Raw genomic sequence first — 17,589 nt, forward strand, 5'->3', positions numbered from 1 at the left:
GATGGCTCAGCTGAAGGTCACCCAGATCAAGTCGGCCATCGGCACCAAGCCGAACCAGCGTCAGACGCTGCGTTCGCTGGGGCTCAAGCGGATCAACGACTCGGTCGTCCAGGAGGACCGTCCCGAGATCCGCGGGATGGTCGCGACGGTGCCGCACCTGGTCACCGTCGAAGAGATCGTCTGAGCAGGGGAACACCATGACTCTCAAGGTCCACCACCTGCGTCCTGCCCCCGGCGCCCACACCAAGAAGACCCGCGTGGGTCGTGGTGAGGGCTCCAAGGGCAAGACCGCTGGTCGCGGCACCAAGGGCTCCGGCGCCCGCGTGCAGGTCTCTGCCCGCTTCGAAGGTGGCCAGACCCCGCTGCACATGCGGCTGCCGAAGCTCTCGGGCTTCAAGAACAACAACAAGGTCGTCTTCCAGGTCGTGAACCTGGACCGGATCGCCTCGCTCTTCCCCGAGGGCGGCTCGATCACCCCGGACTCGCTGGCTGACGCCGGCGCGGTGCGGCGTGGCCAGCCGGTCAAGGTGCTGGGCACCGGCGAGCTCGGTGGCGTCCAGGTCAACGTGCAGGCGCACGCCTTCTCCGCCTCCGCTGCGGAGAAGATCGGCGCGGCCGGGGGCAGCACCACCCAGATCTGAGCAAGGACCCCCCTGCTCCCCACCACGAGCACGCTCGCGGCGGGGCCCGGCAGGGGGGCCTTTGTCTGTCCGGCTGATCGAGCCGGACGTCGCTGCCGGTCACCCTTCGCCCGCTGAGGGCGACGGGTGACCGGCAGCCGTTCCGTTGTTGATAACCTCGCACGACCGACTCGGGGAGGGCACGTGCTGCAGGCGTTCGCCGCGGCGTTCCGGACGCCAGACCTCCGGCGCAAGCTGCTGTTCTCCCTGGCGGTCATCGCCGTGTACCGGCTGGGCGCCAGCGTCCCCGGGCCGGGGGTCTCCATCGAGGCGATCAACAGCTGTCTCGAGCAGGCGCAGGCCTCCGACCAGCGGGACCTCTACTCGCTGGTCAACCTGTTCTCCGGAGGCGCACTGCTGCGCCTGTCGGTGTTCGCGCTCGGGATCATGCCGTACATCACGGCGAGCATCATCGTCCAGCTGCTGGTCGTGGTCATCCCACGGTTCGAGCAGCTGAAGAAGGAAGGGCAGTCCGGTCAGGCGAAGCTGACCCAGTACACCCGCTACCTGACGATCGCCCTCGCCGTCCTGCAGAGCACGGGCATCATCGCCCTGGCCCGCAGTGGGCAGCTGTTCCCCGGGTGCACGCAGCAGATCATCCCGTCGGACTCCGTCTGGACCACGATCGTGCTGGTGGTCACGCTCACCGCGGGCACTGCCGTGATCATGTGGCTGGGCGAGCTGCTGACCGAGAAGGGGATCGGCAACGGCATGTCCGTGCTGATCTTCACCTCGATCGCTGCGCGGATCCCCGCCGAGGGCGGGTCGATCCTGCAGGCCCGCGGTGCCTTCATCTTCGCGATCGTGTGCGTGATCGCGGTGGTCATCATCGGCACCGTCGTCTACGTCGAGCAGGCGCAGCGCCGCATCCCGGTGCAGTACGCCAAGCGCATGGTCGGCCGGCGCATGTACGGCGGCACGTCGACCTACCTGCCGCTGAAGGTGAACCAGGCCGGTGTCATCCCGGTCATCTTCGCCTCCTCGCTGCTCTACCTGCCGCAGCTGATCTCCCAGCTCCAGGGCGACTCCGCCGGGCCGGTCCGCCGGTTCTTCGAGTCCTACGTGATCAACCAGAGCAGCCCGGTGCACATCGCGATCTACTTCGGGATGATCATCTTCTTCACGTACTTCTACGTGTCGATCACGTTCAACCCGGAGGAGCGGGCGGACGACATGAAGCGCTACGGCGGCTTCATCCCGGGCATCCGCCCGGGGCGTCCCACTGCGGAGTACCTGCAGTACGTGCTGTCCCGGATCACCCTGCCGGGGTCGATCTACCTGGGCCTGGTCGCCGTGCTGCCCAACCTCTTCCTCTCCATCACGCAGGAGGGGCAGAACCAGAACTTCCCGTTCGGCGGGACCGCGGTGCTGATCATGGTGGGAGTGGGCTTGGAGACGGTGAAGCAGATCGAGACGCAACTGAACCAGCGCAGCTATGAAGGGTTCCTGAAGTAGTGCGCGTCGTGCTGCTGGGCCCGCCCGGAGCCGGCAAGGGGACCCAGGCCCAGATCATCGCCAGCCGGCTGTCGGTGCCCGCGATCTCCACGGGCGACATCTTCCGCGCGAACGTGAGCGGCAAGACCGAACTCGGCCAGGCGGCCAAGGTCTACATGGACGCCGGCGACCTCGTGCCCGACGAGATCACCGTGGCGATGGTCTCCGACCGTCTCGCCGAGCCCGACGCCAAGGCAGGGTTCCTGCTCGACGGCTTCCCGCGCACCATCGCGCAGGCCGACCAGCTGCGTGACTCCCTCGCCGAGATGGGTCACCGGCTCGACTGCGTCCTGGAGCTCGTGGTCGACCAGGACGAGCTGGTCCGACGACTGTCCGGCCGTCGCATGCTCGTCGACGGCGAGTGGGTCCAGCGCGACGACGACAAGCCCGAGACGGTGCGGCACCGGCTCGACGTCTACCGGGAACAGACCGCTCCGCTGTCCGGCTTCTACGAGCAGGCGGGTCTGCTCGCCCGGATCGATGCCATCGGGGAGATCGACGAGGTCACCGAGCGGGCGATGACCGCCCTCGATGCCTGCGGTGGGCAGTCCGGGTCCCCGGCCGGCGGCTGAGGACGTTCCCGGTGCCGGTCGACCCGGGTACCCGCGGATGACCGGGCTGCTGGCCCGGCTGCCGCTGCTGGCGAAGTGGAGTGGACGAATGATCCAGATCAAGACCGCGCACGAGATCGAGCTGATGCGCGCCTCGGGGCTGATCACCGCCGGTGCGCTGAAGGCGGTGAAGGCGGCCGTCCGACCCGGGGTGAGCACCAAGGAGCTCGACGCGATCGCCGAGGACCACATCCGGTCCCACGGCGCGGTGCCCAACTTCCTCGGCTACCACGGCTTCACCGGGACCATCTGCGCGTCGGTGAACGACGAGGTGGTGCACGGCATCCCGAACGCCGACCGGGTGCTCGCCGAGGGCGACAACATCTCGATCGACTGCGGCGCCATCCTGAACGGCTGGCACAGCGACTCGGCGGTCACCGTGACGGTGGGGGAGCCCTCGGCGGAGGACGCAGCCCTGCTCGAGGTGACCGAGCGGTCGATGTGGGCGGGCCTGGCCCGGGCACTGGCCGGTGGCCGGCTGACCGACATCAGCCACGCGGTGGAGGAGGCGATCACCGCGTCGGAGCACCGGTACGGGATCGTCGACCACTACGGCGGTCACGGCATCGGCACCGAGATGCACCAGGACCCGCACGTCCTCAACTACGGCCGGGCAGGCCGCGGTCCCAAGCTGGTGCCGGGGATGGCGTTGGCGATCGAGCCGATGGTCACGGTGGGCGACCCCGCGACCGTCGAGCTCGAGGACGGGTGGACCGTCGTCACCAAGGACGGTTCCCGGGCCGCCCACTTCGAGCACTCCGTGGCGATCACCCCCGAGGGCCCCTGGGTGCTCACCGCGGAGGACGGCGGGGTCGCCGGCCTGGCGCCCTTCGGGGTCAGCCCCCGCACGTGAGCACGGGCCCCGCCGGTCCGCACCGCCGCGCCGTCGGCGACGGGGTCGGGGACGGGGTCGTCGGGGCATGGTCGCTCTCACGCCGGCCCGGGTTGGAGAGTCGAGCCGGGGCGGGGTAGAGTGGCCGATGGCGTTCGCGTCGTCCGTCGTACTGCTGTGGCCGTAGTCCGACAGACGCCCTCTGCGAGATCGCCGATCCAGCACCACCGCTCGTGTCGTCTGGCGCGAGCGCGACCAGCTCCACTGTGAGTTCTGTGAACGAGGAGGTCGTGTCAGGGCATGGCAAAGAAGGACGGGGCCATCGAGGTCGAGGGTCGCGTCGTCGAGCCGCTCCCCAACGCGATGTTCCGAGTGGAACTCCAGAACGGGCACCGGGTGCTCGCCCACATCAGCGGCAAGATGCGGCAGCACTACATCCGCATCCTGCCCGAGGACCGCGTGGTCGTGGAGCTCTCGCCCTACGACCTGACCCGCGGTCGCATCGTCTACCGCTACAAGTGACCGTCGGCCGTCCGCGCAGCGTGCGCGGGCGTCGGCACATCGATCTGAGGAATGAGGGGCGGCACCGGTGAAGGTCCAGCCGTCGGTGAAGAAGATCTGCGACAAGTGCAAGGTGATCCGCCGGCATGGCCGGGTCATGGTCATCTGCGACAACGCCCGGCACAAGCAGCGCCAGGGCTGAGGGAGTACCTGAACATGGCACGACTGGCTGGCGTCGACCTGCCCCGCGAGAAGCGGATGGAGATCGCGCTCACCTACATCTACGGAATCGGCAAGACCTCCGCGAAGGCGACCTTGACCGCGACGGGCGTCAGCCCGGACCTGCGGGCCAAGGACCTCTCCGACGAGGACCTGCTGAAGCTGCGCGACTACATCGACGAGCACTTCCGCGTCGAGGGTGACCTGCGCCGTGAGGTGGCCGCCGACATCCGCCGCAAGGTGGAGATCGGCTGCTACCAGGGCCTGCGCCACCGACGTGGCCTGCCCGTCCACGGTCAGCGCACCAAGACCAACGCGCGTGGCCGCAAGGGTCCGCGCAAGACGATCGCAGGCAAGAAGAAGGCTCGCTGAGTCGAGTCCGACGGCGCGCCGTCGCGGGTCCGTAGGGCCGGACCGGCGGCGCGCCTGCAGCGTTCGAGCTGCATCTGCACCACCAGGCCACGAACACAGACACAGACCGGAGAGACATGCCTCCCAGGGCTCGCGCGGCTGCAGGCACCAAGAAGGTGCGCCGCAAGGAGAAGAAGAACGTCGCCCACGGCGCGGCGCACATCAAGAGCACGTTCAACAACACGATCGTGTCGATCACCGACCCGACCGGGAACGTGATCAGTTGGGCCTCGGCCGGCCACGTCGGCTTCAAGGGCTCCCGCAAGTCCACGCCGTTCGCCGCGCAGATGGCCGCCGAGAGCGCCGCGCGCAAGGCGCAGGAGCACGGCATGCGCAAGGTCGACGTCTTCGTGAAGGGCCCGGGCTCCGGTCGGGAGACCGCGATCCGCTCGCTGCAGGCCACCGGCCTCGAGGTGGGTCAGATCCAGGACGTGACGCCGCAGCCGCACAACGGCTGCCGCCCCAAGAAGCGCCGCCGGGTCTGACCGGTCACTGACGAGACGAAGAGGTAGATACACGTGGCCCGTTACACCGGAGCCGATTGCCGCATGTGCCGGCGCGAGAAGATGAAGCTGTTCCTCAAAGGCAGCAAGTGCGAGTCCCCGAAGTGCCCGATCGAGATCCGGCCGTACCCGCCGGGCGAGCACGGCCGGGGTCGCAGCAAGGACAGCGAGTACCTGCTGCAGCTTCGTGAGAAGCAGAAGGCCCGCCGCATCTACGGCGTGCTGGAGAAGCAGTTCCGCGGCTACTACGAAGAGGCGAACAAGAAGACGGGCAAGACCGGTGAGGTCCTGCTGCAGATCCTCGAGTCGCGTCTGGACAACGTGGTCTACCGGGCCGGCTTCGCCGAGTCCCGGGACATGGCCCGCCAGCTGGTGCGCCACGGCCACATCAAGGTCAACGGCCACAAGGTGGACATCCCGTCCTACCGGGTGAGCGCCAACGACATCGTCGAGGTCGCTGCCAAGTCGGTCGAGATGGTCCCGTTCCAGCTGGCCCAGGCGAAGGCCGGCTCGCGGCCGGTGCCGCCGTGGCTGGAGGTCATCACCACGCAGCTGAAGGTGCTCGTGCACAACATCCCGGCGCGTCAGGTGATCGACACCCCCGTCCAGGAGCAGCTGATCGTGGAGCTCTACTCCAAGTGATCCACCGGCCCTGACCAGGCGCTCGCCTGGTCAGGGCCTGCACGACGGCGGGACGGACGGACGGATGTCCGCCCCGCCGGCACCATCCCTCACGGCGTCATATGGCGGGTGCCGGAGGATCTGGAGGAGAACCATGCTCATCGCACAGCGTCCGACCCTCACCGAGGAGACCATCGACGCCCAGCGCTCGCGGTTCGTCATCGAGCCGCTGGAGCCGGGCTTCGGCTACACCCTCGGCAACTCCCTGCGTCGCACCCTGCTGTCCTCGATCCCCGGCGCTGCTGTCACCAGCATCCGCATCGAGGGCACCCTGCACGAGTTCACCACCGTGCCGGGCGTCAAGGAAGACGTCACCGAGATGATCCTGAACCTCAAGGGTCTCGTGGTCAGCTCCGACTCCGACGAGCCGGTGACCATGTACCTGCGCAAGCAGGGCCCGGGTGAGGTCACCGCGGCCGACATCGCGCCGCCGGCCGGGGTCGAGGTGCACAACCCCGAGCTGCACATCGCCACCCTGAACGCCAAGGGCCGGTTGGAGATCGAGCTCGTCGTCGAGCGCGGCCGCGGCTACGTCCCGGCCACGCAGAACAAGCAGCCCGGGCAGGAGATCGGTCGCATCCCCGTCGACTCGATCTACTCGCCGGTGCTCAAGGTGACCTACGCCGTCGAGGCGACCCGTGTCGAGCAGCGCACCGACTTCGACCGCCTGGTCGTCGACGTCGAGACGAAGCCGTCGATGGAGCCCCGCGACGCCATCGCCAGCGCCGGCTCGACCCTGGTGGAGCTCTTCGGCCTGCTGCGCGAGCTGAACGTCGACGCCGAGGGCATCGAGGTCGGGCCCAGCCCGGCCGAGGCCGCCGACATCGCGAACTACTCGATGCCGATCGAGGACATGGACCTCACCGTCCGCTCCTACAACTGCCTCAAGCGCGAGGGTGTGCACACCGTCGGTGAGCTCGTCACGCGTTCCGAGGCCGACCTGCTCGACATCCGCAACTTCGGCGCGAAGTCGATCGACGAGGTCAAGCTGAAGCTGGCTGCCATGGGCCTGGCCCTGAAGGACAGCCCGCCCGGATTCGTTCCCTCCTCGGTGGAGAGCTACGACGAGGGCTACGAGACCGACGCGTTCCAGGGCGACGCCGCCTACGGCGACCCGGCCCAGTTCGAAGAGGGCAACTACCAGGAGACCGAGCAGCTCTGAGAAGCTGTTCGTGATCCGGGGGGCGGCCGGTGGCGGGAGACCCCGCCGGCCGCACCCCGCACCGAGCACAGGCCATCCCACGGTGGCCAGCACCACGCAGCCCAGCACCTGCGCAGCACTGCGATGTGGACGATGCAGCCGGCACACGCCCGACCGGCCGCCTGAGGAAGGACCGACATGCCCACCCCCACCAAGGGCCCCCGTCTCGGCGGGTCCCCCGCGCACGAGCGGCTGATGCTGGCCAACATGGCCACCTCGCTGTTCGAGCACGGGCGGATCACCACCACCGAGGCCAAGGCCAAGCGGCTGCGCCCGTACGCCGAGAAGCTGGTGACCTTCGCCAAGCGCGGTGACCTGCATGCCCGTCGGCAGGTGATGACGGTGATCCGGGACAAGGACGTCGTGCACCACCTGTTCGCCGAGATCGGCCCCCGCTTCGCCGAGCGGCCCGGTGGCTACACGCGCATCGTCAAGGTCGCTCCCCGCAAGGGCGACAACGCCCCCATGGCGATCATCGAGCTGGTCGAGGCGCAGACCGTGGCTCAGCAGGCCGTCGGCGAGGCCGAGCGTGCCCGCGGCACCCGCTTCGCCTCCGGCGCCGGCGCGGCCGCCGCTGCCGGCGAGGTCACCGCCGACCAGGCCGAGACGACCGGCGCGGGTGGCGACACCAGCCCGGCGGTCACCGGCGACAGCTCGACCGAGGACGTCGAGGCGGCGCAGGAGGTCGTCACCGACGTCTACAACCCGGACGGCGAGCGCCAGGACGACGGCAACGTCACCCCGGAGCCGACCGCGGAGAACCTGGCCGTCGTCGACGACCCGACGCTCTCCCCGGACGTGGCCAACGCCGCGGCCGCCGAGGTCGAGGCCGCCGAGCTCAGCGACGCCGCCACCGCGGGGACGCACGCCCCGGGCGGCGAGCCCGAGATCGACCCCAAGTGATCCGGCCGGCCTCGCGCTGAGGCCGGGTGAGATGGACCACCAGCACGCAACGGACGAGCTCGCCACCGCACCCGGTGGCGGGCTCGTCCGCGTTCGGTTGGACGTCTCCTACGACGGGACCGCGCTGCACGGCTGGGCCCGCCAGCCCGGGTTGCGCACCGTCCAGGGTGAGCTCGAGCTCGGGCTGGCCACGGTGCTGCGGTCCGACGTCGACCTGACCGTCGCCGGCCGCACCGACGCCGGCGTGCACGCGACCGGCCAGGTCGCGCACGCCGACCTCCCGGCGGCGCTGTTCGCCGCGCACGAACCGCGGCTGCTGCGACGGCTGCGCGGGGTGCTGGCGCCCGATGTCGCGGTGACCGCTGCCCGCGAGGTCACCCCGGACTTCGACGCCCGCTTCGGCGCGCTGGCCCGGCACTACGTCTACCGGCTGACCGACGCCGACGCCGGGCCACCCCCGCTGCGCCGGGCGGACACCGTGGGCTGGGGCCGCGCGCTCGACGCCTCGGCGATGGCGCTGGCCGCCGGTCTGCTGCTGGGGCAGCACGACTTCGCGGCCTACTGCCGTCGGCGCGAGGGGGCGACCACCATCCGCACGCTGCTGGACCTCGACGTGGTCCGCGACGGCGACCTGATCGAGGTCCGCGCCTCGGCCGATGCGTTCTGCCACTCCATGGTCCGCAGCCTCGTGGGGGCGTTGATCGCGGTCGGCGAGGGACGTCGGCCCGTGGGGTGGCCGGCCTCGCTGCTGGAGCTGCGCCGGCGGGCGAACGACGTGCCGGTGGCGCCGGCCGGCGGCCTGACCCTGATCCGGGTCGACTACCCCGCCGACGCGCAGCTGGCCGACCGCGCCCGGCTCACCCGGGCGCGGCGGGACGGCTGATCAGCGGAGGTCGGCGACGGCCTCCGCGATCGGGGTGTCACCGCTGACCAGTTCGACGACCCCGCCCCACGCGCCCGCGGACAGGATCTCCGCCAGCACCGCCGCGACGTCGTCCCGGGGCACGCTGCCCTGCTCGACCTCGCGCCGGAGGGTCACCCGACCGGTGCCGGGCTCGTCGGTGAGGCCACCGGGCCGGACGATCGTGGCGTCCAACGCGGCACGGGGGAGGACGTCGTCCTCCGCGGCGAGCTTGGCCTGCAGGTAGGCGGCGAACTGGGGGTCCATCCCCTCCGGGGTGCCCCCGCGGGCCTGCTCGACGCCCATCGAGGACACCAGCAGGTACGGGCGCACCCCGGCCCGCTCGGCGGCGTCGGCCAGCAGCACGGCCGCCCCGCGGTCGACGGTCTGCTTGCGGTCCGGTCCGCTGCCCGGGCCGCCGCCGGCGGCGAACACCACCGCATCGGCACCGCGGACCACGTCGGTGACCTGATCGACCGTGGCCTGCTCCAGGTCCAGGACGGCCGGGTCGACGCCGTCGGACTCCAGATCGGCCCGGTGGTCGGGGTTGCGGACGATGCCGACGACGGCGTCCCCGCGGCTGCTCAGCAGCCGGCCGAGGCGACGAGCGACCTGTCCATGGGCTCCAGCGATCACGACGCGCATGGCCGGCCCTTACCCGGGGGCGGCGCCCGGCAGTCGTCCACCGGCAGTGACCCGGGCCGCGGCGAGCTCCGCGGGGGTGTCGCAGTCGGTCCACGGTGGCGGGGTCCCCGGCGCCACCTCGGGGCGGTGGCGGTCGGCGGCGAGCGGACCGAGCACCGACCGGAGGGGCGCGTGCGGGCGGGCTCCGGTGAGGGCCGCCCGCAGCACCCCGGTGCGCCACAGGCCGAGCAGCAGCTGGTCGCGGCCGGTCTCGTCGACCACGAGCACGCCGTCGCCGGTGAGCCTGCCCCGCAGGTCGGTGATCAGCTGTGCGGTGACGAAGGGCAGGTCCCCGGCGAGCACGGCGACGACGGCGACGCCGTCGGGCACCGCCGCCAGCCCGGCCGCCAGGGCCGGCACCGGGCCGCCGCCGGGCGGGTGCTCCCGGACCAGCCGGACGTCCTCGGGGACGGCCTGCGGGGGGCCGACGACGATCCGTGGCCGTGCGTCGGGGACCGCCGCCAGGACGGCGGCCAGCATGGTCCGGCCGCCGACGTCCAGCTGGGGTTTGGGCTGCCCGCCCAGGCGGGCGGCGCGGCCCCCGGCGAGGACGACCGCGGCGAAGGGTGGGAGCTCGGTCACGGCTGGAACGCTAGGGCGCGACCGGTGAGTACCGTCAGCCGCGTGGGACGAGTCACCAGCCGGACCCCGGTGCTGCGCATCCGGGGCGACCTGCACACCCAGCGTCCGGACACCGTCGCGGCGGAGGAGCCGTTGGAGATCCGCCTGGGGGGCACCCCGTTGGCGGTCACCATGCGCACCCCGGGCGACGACTTCGACCTGGTGCAGGGATTTCTGGCCACCGAGGGCGTCATCCGCACCGCCGACGACCTCGCCGGGCTGCGGTACTGCAACTCCGTGGACGACGAGGGGCGCAACACCTACAACGTCGTCGACGTCGACCTGGCGCCGGGCGTGGTGGCCCCGGACACCGCGCTGGACCGGAACTTCTACACCTCCAGCTCCTGCGGGGTGTGCGGCAAGGCGAGCATCGACGCGATCCGCACCAAGACCAGCTACGACGTCGCCGGTGACGACGTCCGGCTGACCCTGGAGACGCTGCTGGCGCTGCCGGACCGGCTCCGGGCGGCACAGCAGGTCTTCGAGAAGACCGGTGGGCTGCATGCGGCCGGGCTGTTCACGCCCGAGGGCGAGCTCGTCGCGCTGCGCGAGGACGTCGGCCGGCACAACGCGGTGGACAAGGTCATCGGCGACGCGGTGCGCGAGGGTCGGGTGCCGCTCTCCCGGCACGTGCTGATGGTCAGCGGCCGCTCCTCGTTCGAGCTGACCCAGAAGGCGGCCATGGCCGGCGTGCCGGTGCTGGCCGCGGTCTCCGCGCCCAGCTCACTGGCGGTCGAGCTGGCCGCCGACGTCGGCATCACCCTGATCGGCTTCCTCCGCGGCGACGGCTGCAACGTTTACACCCACCCCGAGAGACTGGTCTTGCCTGAGTAGTCGGGTCTTGCCTGAGTAGTCGGGTACCGACTCAGCCGGGTACGGCACAGGTACGGAGACCCCGTCCGGAGGACGGTCCGGGAGCGCAGCGCGGGGCCGGAGGCTCCCGCTGCGATCGCGGGACAGGGCTCAGCGCAGGCCGGGGACGGCACCTGGCCGCGGTGCGATCCGGAGGATCGCGATCAGCTCAGCGATCAGTTCAGTGATCGCCGCCGCGGAGTTGGCTGACCACGTGCGGGAGCAGCGGGCCGAGCACCGTGAGCCCGTCGCGGACGCCGCCGGTCGACCCGGGCAGGTTGACGATCAGGGTGCGGCTGCAGGTGCCGGCCAGCCCGCGGGACAGCACCGCGGTGGGCACCTGGCCGGCCCCGAACCGCCGGATCGCCTCGGCGATGCCCGGCGCCTCCCGCTCCAGGACGGCGCGGGTCGCCTCGGGGGTGACGTCGGTGGGGGTGAGGCCGGTGCCGCCGGTGGTGAGGACGACGTCCGCGCCCGCGGCCACCGCCTCCCGCAGCACGACCTCCAGCTCGGCGACGTCGTCGGGGCGCACGTGCGGGCCCTCGACGGTGAAGCCCAGCTCGCGCAGCCCGTCGGCGAGCACCGGTCCGCTGCGGTCGGGGTAGACGCCGAACGCCGCGCGGTTGGACGCGGTGACGACGACGGCGAGCGCGTCGTCGGGGAGGTCAGCCACGGGTCCAGTCCCCGTTCTTGCCGCCGGACTTGGCCAGCAGCCGAACGTCGGTGATCGAGGCCCGCGGGTCGACCGCCTTGACCATGTCGATCACGGTGAGCCCGGCGACGCTCACCGAGGTCAGCGCCTCCATCTCCACGCCCGTCCGGTCGGCGGTGCGGGCGGTGGCGGTGATCTCCACCGCGTCGTCGGTGACCGTCAGGTCGACCGTCACCCCGTGCAGCGCGATCGGGTGGCACAGCGGCACGAGGTCCGGGGTCCGCTTGGCCCCGGCGATGCCGGCGATCCGGGCCACCGCGATGGCGTCGCCCTTGGGCACGCCCTCCCCGCGCAGCAGCGCGACGACCTCCGGGCTGACCAGCACCCGTCCGGCGGCGGTGGCCACCCGGGCGGTGACCGGCTTGGCGGTGACGTCGACCATCCGGGCGGCGCCCGACTCGTCGACGTGGGTGAGCTTCGCTTCGCTCATCGCTGTGCTCCGTCCTGGTGGGTCACTGGAGTGCTCCTTCGATCAGCACGACGGTCACCTCGGCGCCGGTGGACAGCTCGGTGACCTCCTCGGGGATGACGACCAGGCAGTTGGCCCGGGCCAGGTGGGCGACCAGGTGCGAGCCGGGGCCGCCGACCTGGGAGACCTGCCCGTCGTCGAACCGGCCACGGAGGAACTGCCGCCGTCCGGCCGGGGAGCGCAGCGGCGCGGTGAGCCGGGCGGTGGCGCGCAGCCGGTCGGGGTCGCTGTGCCCCAGGGCCCGGCGCAGCGCCGGCCGCACGAACACCTCGAAGGACACGAACGCGCTCACCGGGTTGCCCGGCAGGGTGACCACCGGGACACCGTCCACCGTGCCGGCGCCCTGCGGCCCGCCGGGCTGCATCGCCACCTTCCCGAACTCGACGGTGCCCAGGCCGCGGAAGGCGTCCTTGACCACCTCGTAGGCGCCGGCGCTCACCCCGCCGCTGGTCACCAGCAGGTCCGCGCCGGCCAGCTCGGTGCGCACGGTGGTGAGGAACTCGTCGACGTCGTCGGGGACGAAGTGCAGGGTGCGGGCCTCGCCGCCGGCGGCCTCGACCGCCGCGGCCAGCAGCACGGAGTTCGACTCGTAGATCTGCCCCGGCAGCAGCGGGCGGCCGGGCTCGACCAGCTCGCTGCCGGTGGAGAGCACCAGCACCCGCGGGCGGCGGCGCACCGGCACGGCAGCGTGGCCGACGGCGGCGGCCAGGCCCAGCTGGGCGGCACCGAGGGGGGTGCCGGCCGGCAGCGCGACCTCACCGGCGCGGATGTCCTCCCCGGTGTGGCGCAGGTGCGCGCCGGCGGCGGGGGTGCCGGTGATGGTGACCACGTCGGTGGCGCCGTCGGTGCGCTCCACGGGGACGACGACGTCGGCCCCGGCCGGGACCGGGGCACCGGTCATGATCCGGTGCACCGTGCCGGGCGCGAGGACCGGCACGTCGGTGCGCCCGGCCGGGATGTCGGCGGCGACCGGCAACCGGACGGGGCTCTCCGCCCCGGCCGTCGCCACCTCGGCGTGCCGGGCGGCGTACCCGTCCATCGCCGAGTTGGTGAACCCCGGCAGGCTGACCAGGGCGGTCAGGTCGACGGCCAGCACCCGCCCGGCCGCCGCGCCGAGGGGCACGTCCTCGATCGGCAGCGGGGCCAGCAGGCCGCGCACCACCGCCTGGTGTTCCTCGACAGTCCGCACCCCCCCATCCTCACCGACCCGCCCCGCCACCGGGGCGGCGGGCGCGTGCGCGACCCGGCGTGACCGGGCAGGGTGGGCGCGTGAGCGCTGCTGAGGGGCCGGTCGTCGTCGTCGGGCAGGTGGGCCGGGACCTGGTGCTGGAGATCGGCCGGCTGCCCCCCGGGGGCGGCAGCACCCCGGTGCGCTCCCGGCGCGAGGTCCTCGGCGGCAAGGGGGCCAACCAGGCGGTGGCGATGCTGCAGCTGGGGCTGCCGGTCGCGCTGGTGGGCGTGGTGGGTGACGACACGGCGGGTGACCAGGTGCTGGCCCAGGCGGTCCGCGACGGCATCTGGATCTCCGGGGTGGTGCGCCGGCGCGGTGGGACCACCGCGTTGCTGCTCGACCTCGTCGAGCCCGGCGGGACACGGCGGCTGGTCGAGGACGTGCCCGGGTCGAGCCTGCTGACCCCGGACGACGTGGCGGCGGCGGGTGAGCTGTTCGAGCGCGCCCGGGCGGTGGTCCTGCAGCTCCAGCAGCCCGGGTCGGCGGTGCGCGCGGCGCTGGACCGGGCGCCCCGCACCGCCCTGACCGTGGCCGACGGCGCCCCGCCGGACGAGGAGACCGCGGCGGCGCTGCTGGCCGGGGTGCAGGTGCTCCGCGCGGACGCCGCCGAGGCCGGCATGTGGGTCGGTGGCGAGCTGACCGGCCTGGCCGACGTCCGGGCCGCCGCCACCGAGCTGTGCCACCAGGGTCCGCGGGTGGTCTGCCTGGCCGCCGGCGCGGAGGGTGACCTGACCGTGTGGCGCTCGCGCAGCGGTCGGGTGGAGGAGCAGCTGGTCCCGCTGCAGGGGGAGTCCCCGGTCGACCCGACCGGCGCGGGGGACACCGTCGTCGCGGCGCTCACCGCTGCCCTGCTGGCCGGCCGCGACCCCGGGGAGGCGGCCTGGCACGCCGGCGTCGCCGCGGCGCGCACCGTCTCCCGGCCCGGCGGCCGCCCTCGGCTGGACCCCGACGAGGTGCAGCGCGCCGCCGAGGAGGCCCGCCGTCCTGCCGGCGGCTGAACCCGCCGCTACCGTGTGCGCCGGAGAACCGGGGAGAGGACTGCTGTGACCGAGATCGACCGGATGCTGGCGGCCAACGCGGAGTGGCTGGAGGAGTTCCCGGGGCCCATGCCCGTCGCGCCCGGGCGCAAGGTCGCCGTCGTGGCCTGCATGGACTCCCGGATGCCGCTGTTCGGCATGCTCGGCCTGGCGGTGGGCGACGCCCACGTGCTGCGCAACGCCGGCGGCCTGGTCACCGAGGACACCCTCCGGTCGCTGGCCATCTCCCAGCACCTGCTCGGCACCCGCGCCGTCGTGCTCGTGCACCACACCGACTGCGGGCTCAACAAGGCGACCGAGGAGCAGTTCCGGGCCGCCGTCGAGGAGGCCACCGGGGTGCGCCCGCCGTGGCCCGCAGGCGCCTTCACCGACCTCGACGCCGACGTCCGAGAGTCGATCCGCCGCATCCGCGAGGCGCCCTACCTGGTGACCGAGGAGATCCGGGGCACGGTGTACGACGTCACGACCGGGCAGCTGCGCGAGATCAAGGACCCTGCTGCCCCCCTGTAAGGACCCCGTCCTCCTCAACCCTCGCAGGCTCGCGGCGGGTCCCTGCAGCAGGGCCGAGGGTCGGACTCGTAGCTCGCGCTGGTACCGTGGTCGATTGGCGCGCGCTGCCGGCTGGTGCACGCGTGTCCCGGGCCGTTGGTCACCTGTACGCACGGTGTCCGGACGGCGGCCAAGTCTCCCGTGCTCGGTGAGGCGATCCCACCAGCCGCCCGCCCGATCGACGAAGGACAGTGAGCCTCGTGCGCACGTACAGCCCCAAGCCCGGTGACATCACCCGGGCGTGGCACGTCATCGACGCCACCGACGTGGTGCTCGGCCGACTCGCCAGCCAGACCGCGCAGCTGCTGCGCGGCAAGCACAAGCCCCAGTTCGCACCGCACGTGGACGCCGGTGACTTCGTCGTCATCGTCAACGCGGGCAAGGTGGCGCTGACCGGCTCCAAGCGCGACGACAAGATCGCCTACCGCCACTCCGGCCACCCGGGCGGCCTCAAGCGGACCAACGTCGGCGACGAGCTCAAGACCCGCCCCGACCGCGTGGTCGAGCGCGCGATCAAGGGCATGCTGCCGCACAACTCGCTGGGCCGGCAGATGCTCTCCAAGCTCAAGGTCTATGCCGGGCCCGAGCACCCGCACGCCGCCCAGCAGCCCCAGACCTACGAGATCAAGCAGGTGGCCCAGTGACCACGCCCATGACCACGGCCGTGACCGTGACCGACGCCGACGGGCGTCCGGTGCAGACCGTCGGCCGCCGCAAGGAGGCCATCGTCCGGGTGCGTCTGCTCCCCGGCACCGGCCAGTTCCGGCTCAACGGCCGCACCATCGAGGAGTACTTCCCCAACAAGGTGCATCAGCAGCTCATCCGTGAGCCGTTCGTGATCCTGGAGAAGGCCGAGCAGTACGACGTCGTCGGCATCCTGCACGGTGGCGGCGTCAGCGGTCAGGCCGGCGCGCTGCGCCTGGCGATCGCCCGCGCGCTCATCGAGGTCGAGCCCGACGACCGCCCGGCCCTGAAGAAGGCCGGCTTCCTGACCCGTGACCCGCGGGTCACCGAGCGCAAGAAGTACGGCCTGAAGAAGGCCCGCAAGGCCCCGCAGTACTCCAAGCGCTGACCGGCGTCGGGGGGTCTGTGCCATGGGTCGCCTCTTCGGCACCGACGGCGTCCGTGGTCGGGCCAACGGCGACCTGACGCCGGAGCTGGCCCTCTCGGTGGCCCGTGCGGCCGCCAGCGTGCTCGCCGACCGCGACGGGACCTCGCGTCCCGTCGCGGTCGTCGGCCGCGACCCCCGCGCGAGCGGGGAGATGCTCGAGGCGGCGGTGGTCGCCGGGCTGGCCAGCGCCGGCGCCGAGGTCCTGCGGGTGGGCGTGCTGCCCACGCCGGCCATCGCGCACCTGACCGCGCGCACCGACGCCGATCTCGGCGTGATGCTGTCGGCCAGCCACAACCCGATGCCCGACAACGGCATCAAGCTGTTCAGCCGTGGCGGGCACAAGCTGCCCGATGCGGTCGAGGCGGCGATCGAGCGGCGGGTCACCGGGCACGAGGGGGACGACCACCGCCCCACCGGCGGCGGGGTCGGCCGGGTCCGGGAGCTGGCCGGTGCCGCCGAGGACTACACCGCGCACGTGCTCTCCGCCCTGCGCGAGCCGTTGCGCGGGCTGCGCGTCGTCGTCGACTGCGCCCACGGCGCCGCCTTCCGCTGCGCGCCCGAGGTCTACCGCCGGGCCGGCGCCGAGGTGCACGTCATCGGCGGTGAGCCCGACGGCTGGAACATCAACGACGGCATCGGCTCCACCCACCTCGAGCCGCTGATCGCCGAGGTGGCGCGCCGTGGCGCGGACATCGGCATCGCCCACGACGGCGACGCCGACCGCTGCCTCGCGGTCACCGCCGAGGGGCAGGTCGTCGACGGTGACGCGATCCTCGCCATCTGCGCGCTCGCGCTGCACGAGAGCGGCAACCTCACCGGCGACACGGTCGTGGCCACGGTGATGAGCAACCTCGGCTTCCACCACACGATGCGCGACGCCGGCATCACCGTGCAGACCACCGCCGTCGGCGACCGCTACGTGCTGGAGGCGCTGCGCTCCCGCGGGCTGTCCCTCGGCGGCGAGCAGAGCGGCCACCTGGTCTTCCTCGACTGGGCCACCACCGGCGACGGGCTGCTCACCGGGCTCGCCCTGCTGTCCCGGATGAGCGCGACCGGTGCCTCCCTGGCCGAGCTGGCCTCCGTCGTCCGGCGGCTGCCGCAGACGTTGGTCAACGTGCCGGTCACCGACCGGCTGGCGGTCGTGGAGAGCGACGACGTCGCCCAGGCGGTCAACCAGGTGGAGGCCGAGCTCGGTGACTCCGGCCGGGTGCTGCTGCGCCCCTCGGGCACCGAGCAGCTGGTCCGGGTGATGGTCGAGGCGCCCACCCAGGAGGAGGCCGACGAGACGGCCGCCCGGCTCGCCGCGGTGGTGGCCGCCACCGGGTGACGTCCGTCCCTCTCCGGAGGGGCAGAGGTCCGGAGGGGCAGGGGACGGCGCCCGCGCCG

The 17,589-nt window shown here is 72.5% G+C and carries 24 protein-coding genes; 19 read left to right on the forward strand and 5 right to left on the reverse strand.

The genetic code is table 11. From position 1 onward, the window contains the following. Position 1: 1 nt before the first annotated feature. The 13 genes from rpmD to truA all read left to right on the forward strand — a co-directional run bounded on the left by rpmD (position 2) and on the right by truA (position 8,919). Positions 2–184, forward strand: a complete 183-nt coding sequence (gene rpmD / locus ACI79U_RS16425; protein ID WP_457063857.1) for an uL30 family ribosomal protein — start codon at positions 2–4, stop codon at positions 182–184. A gap of 13 nt (positions 185–197) precedes the next feature. Next, complete coding sequence (gene rplO, locus ACI79U_RS16430) at positions 198–641, forward strand: large ribosomal subunit protein uL15 (protein WP_457063855.1); 444 nt, start codon at positions 198–200, stop codon at positions 639–641. Between the two features lie 183 nt (positions 642–824). Further along, complete coding sequence (gene secY, locus ACI79U_RS16435; RefSeq protein ID WP_457063853.1) at positions 825–2,135, forward strand: preprotein translocase subunit SecY; 1,311 nt, start codon at positions 825–827, stop codon at positions 2,133–2,135. After that, on the forward strand, positions 2,135–2,746 hold the full coding sequence (locus tag ACI79U_RS16440) for an adenylate kinase (RefSeq protein WP_457063851.1): 612 nt from the start codon (positions 2,135–2,137) through the stop codon (positions 2,744–2,746). Before secY ends, ACI79U_RS16440 begins: the two co-directional genes overlap by 1 nt. Positions 2,747–2,783: 37 nt before the next feature. Further along, on the forward strand, positions 2,784–3,638 hold the full coding sequence (gene map, locus ACI79U_RS16445; RefSeq protein WP_457063849.1) for a type I methionyl aminopeptidase: 855 nt from the start codon (positions 2,784–2,786) through the stop codon (positions 3,636–3,638). A 279-nt stretch (positions 3,639–3,917) separates the two neighbouring features. After that, a complete protein-coding gene (gene infA, locus ACI79U_RS16450; protein WP_012950459.1) occupies positions 3,918–4,139 on the forward strand; it encodes a translation initiation factor IF-1 in 222 nt (73 codons plus the stop codon). A 67-nt stretch (positions 4,140–4,206) separates the two neighbouring features. Continuing rightward, positions 4,207–4,320: a 50S ribosomal protein L36 gene (gene rpmJ, locus ACI79U_RS16455; RefSeq protein ID WP_012950458.1), complete on the forward strand. Its 114-nt coding sequence runs from the start codon at positions 4,207–4,209 to the stop codon at positions 4,318–4,320. 14 nt (positions 4,321–4,334) lie between these two features. Further along, complete coding sequence (gene rpsM, locus ACI79U_RS16460; protein WP_457063846.1) at positions 4,335–4,709, forward strand: 30S ribosomal protein S13; 375 nt, start codon at positions 4,335–4,337, stop codon at positions 4,707–4,709. A gap of 116 nt (positions 4,710–4,825) precedes the next feature. Next, positions 4,826–5,233 carry a 30S ribosomal protein S11 gene (rpsK, locus tag ACI79U_RS16465; RefSeq protein WP_163612630.1) on the forward strand — a complete coding sequence of 136 codons (408 nt, stop codon included), beginning with the start codon at positions 4,826–4,828 and terminating at the stop codon, positions 5,231–5,233. A 33-nt stretch (positions 5,234–5,266) separates the two neighbouring features. Next, on the forward strand, positions 5,267–5,893 hold the full coding sequence (gene rpsD, locus ACI79U_RS16470) for a 30S ribosomal protein S4 (RefSeq protein ID WP_457063843.1): 627 nt from the start codon (positions 5,267–5,269) through the stop codon (positions 5,891–5,893). Positions 5,894–6,026: 133 nt separating this feature from the next. Continuing rightward, on the forward strand, positions 6,027–7,094 hold the full coding sequence (locus ACI79U_RS16475) for a DNA-directed RNA polymerase subunit alpha (protein ID WP_457063841.1): 1,068 nt from the start codon (positions 6,027–6,029) through the stop codon (positions 7,092–7,094). Between the two features lie 177 nt (positions 7,095–7,271). Beyond that, the gene (gene rplQ, locus ACI79U_RS16480) at positions 7,272–8,036 is read left to right on the forward strand and encodes a 50S ribosomal protein L17 (protein ID WP_457063839.1); all 765 of its coding nucleotides are present in this window, start codon (positions 7,272–7,274) and stop codon (positions 8,034–8,036) included. A 31-nt stretch (positions 8,037–8,067) separates the two neighbouring features. Then, complete coding sequence (gene truA, locus ACI79U_RS16485; protein ID WP_457063837.1) at positions 8,068–8,919, forward strand: tRNA pseudouridine(38-40) synthase TruA; 852 nt, start codon at positions 8,068–8,070, stop codon at positions 8,917–8,919. On the opposite strand, the gene ACI79U_RS16490 is transcribed toward truA, so the two are convergent. Further along, positions 8,920–9,582 carry an NAD(P)H-binding protein gene (locus ACI79U_RS16490; RefSeq protein ID WP_457063835.1) on the reverse strand — a complete coding sequence of 221 codons (663 nt, stop codon included), beginning with the start codon at positions 9,580–9,582 and terminating at the stop codon, positions 8,920–8,922. Between the two features lie 9 nt (positions 9,583–9,591). Continuing rightward, a complete protein-coding gene (mobA, locus tag ACI79U_RS16495; protein WP_457063833.1) occupies positions 9,592–10,203 on the reverse strand; it encodes a molybdenum cofactor guanylyltransferase in 612 nt (203 codons plus the stop codon). A 42-nt stretch (positions 10,204–10,245) separates the two neighbouring features. Here mobA and fdhD point away from each other — a divergent pair, with 42 nt between their 5' ends. Continuing rightward, positions 10,246–11,076 (forward strand): formate dehydrogenase accessory sulfurtransferase FdhD, encoded by an 831-nt coding sequence (gene fdhD, locus ACI79U_RS16500; protein WP_457063831.1) that lies wholly within the window; start codon positions 10,246–10,248, stop codon positions 11,074–11,076. 199 nt (positions 11,077–11,275) lie between these two features. Here fdhD and ACI79U_RS16505 read toward each other — a convergent pair whose 3' ends face one another. From ACI79U_RS16505 to moeA, 3 genes are read right to left on the reverse strand one after another with little or no spacing between them, the layout of a single operon-like run. Then, a complete protein-coding gene (locus ACI79U_RS16505) occupies positions 11,276–11,767 on the reverse strand; it encodes a MogA/MoaB family molybdenum cofactor biosynthesis protein (protein ID WP_457063829.1) in 492 nt (163 codons plus the stop codon). Next, the gene (moaC, locus tag ACI79U_RS16510) at positions 11,760–12,236 is read right to left on the reverse strand and encodes a cyclic pyranopterin monophosphate synthase MoaC (protein WP_457063826.1); all 477 of its coding nucleotides are present in this window, start codon (positions 12,234–12,236) and stop codon (positions 11,760–11,762) included. Before moaC ends, ACI79U_RS16505 begins: the two co-directional genes overlap by 8 nt. A gap of 22 nt (positions 12,237–12,258) precedes the next feature. Further along, positions 12,259–13,464, reverse strand: a complete 1,206-nt coding sequence (gene moeA / locus ACI79U_RS16515; RefSeq protein ID WP_457063824.1) for a molybdopterin molybdotransferase MoeA — start codon at positions 13,462–13,464, stop codon at positions 12,259–12,261. An 80-nt stretch (positions 13,465–13,544) separates the two neighbouring features. Between moeA and ACI79U_RS16520 the strand changes: the two genes are divergently transcribed. From ACI79U_RS16520 to glmM, 5 genes are all read left to right on the forward strand, one after another. Beyond that, entirely contained in the window at positions 13,545–14,504 is a 960-nt protein-coding gene (locus ACI79U_RS16520) for a PfkB family carbohydrate kinase (protein WP_457063822.1), read from the forward strand. A 45-nt stretch (positions 14,505–14,549) separates the two neighbouring features. Further along, positions 14,550–15,053 carry a beta-class carbonic anhydrase gene (locus ACI79U_RS16525; protein WP_457063820.1) on the forward strand — a complete coding sequence of 168 codons (504 nt, stop codon included), beginning with the start codon at positions 14,550–14,552 and terminating at the stop codon, positions 15,051–15,053. Between the two features lie 239 nt (positions 15,054–15,292). Next, positions 15,293–15,736, forward strand: coding sequence for a large ribosomal subunit protein uL13 (rplM, locus tag ACI79U_RS16530; protein ID WP_457063818.1), 444 nt, complete (start codon positions 15,293–15,295; stop codon positions 15,734–15,736). Further along, positions 15,733–16,164 carry a 30S ribosomal protein S9 gene (rpsI, locus tag ACI79U_RS16535; protein ID WP_457063815.1) on the forward strand — a complete coding sequence of 144 codons (432 nt, stop codon included), beginning with the start codon at positions 15,733–15,735 and terminating at the stop codon, positions 16,162–16,164. The genes rplM and rpsI overlap by 4 nt, the downstream gene beginning before the upstream one ends. 22 nt (positions 16,165–16,186) lie before the next feature. Beyond that, positions 16,187–17,530, forward strand: coding sequence for a phosphoglucosamine mutase (glmM, locus tag ACI79U_RS16540; RefSeq protein WP_457063813.1), 1,344 nt, complete (start codon positions 16,187–16,189; stop codon positions 17,528–17,530). Positions 17,531–17,589: the final 59 nt, after the last annotated feature.

The sequence above is a fragment of the Modestobacter sp. SYSU DS0904 genome (genome assembly GCF_054051115.1).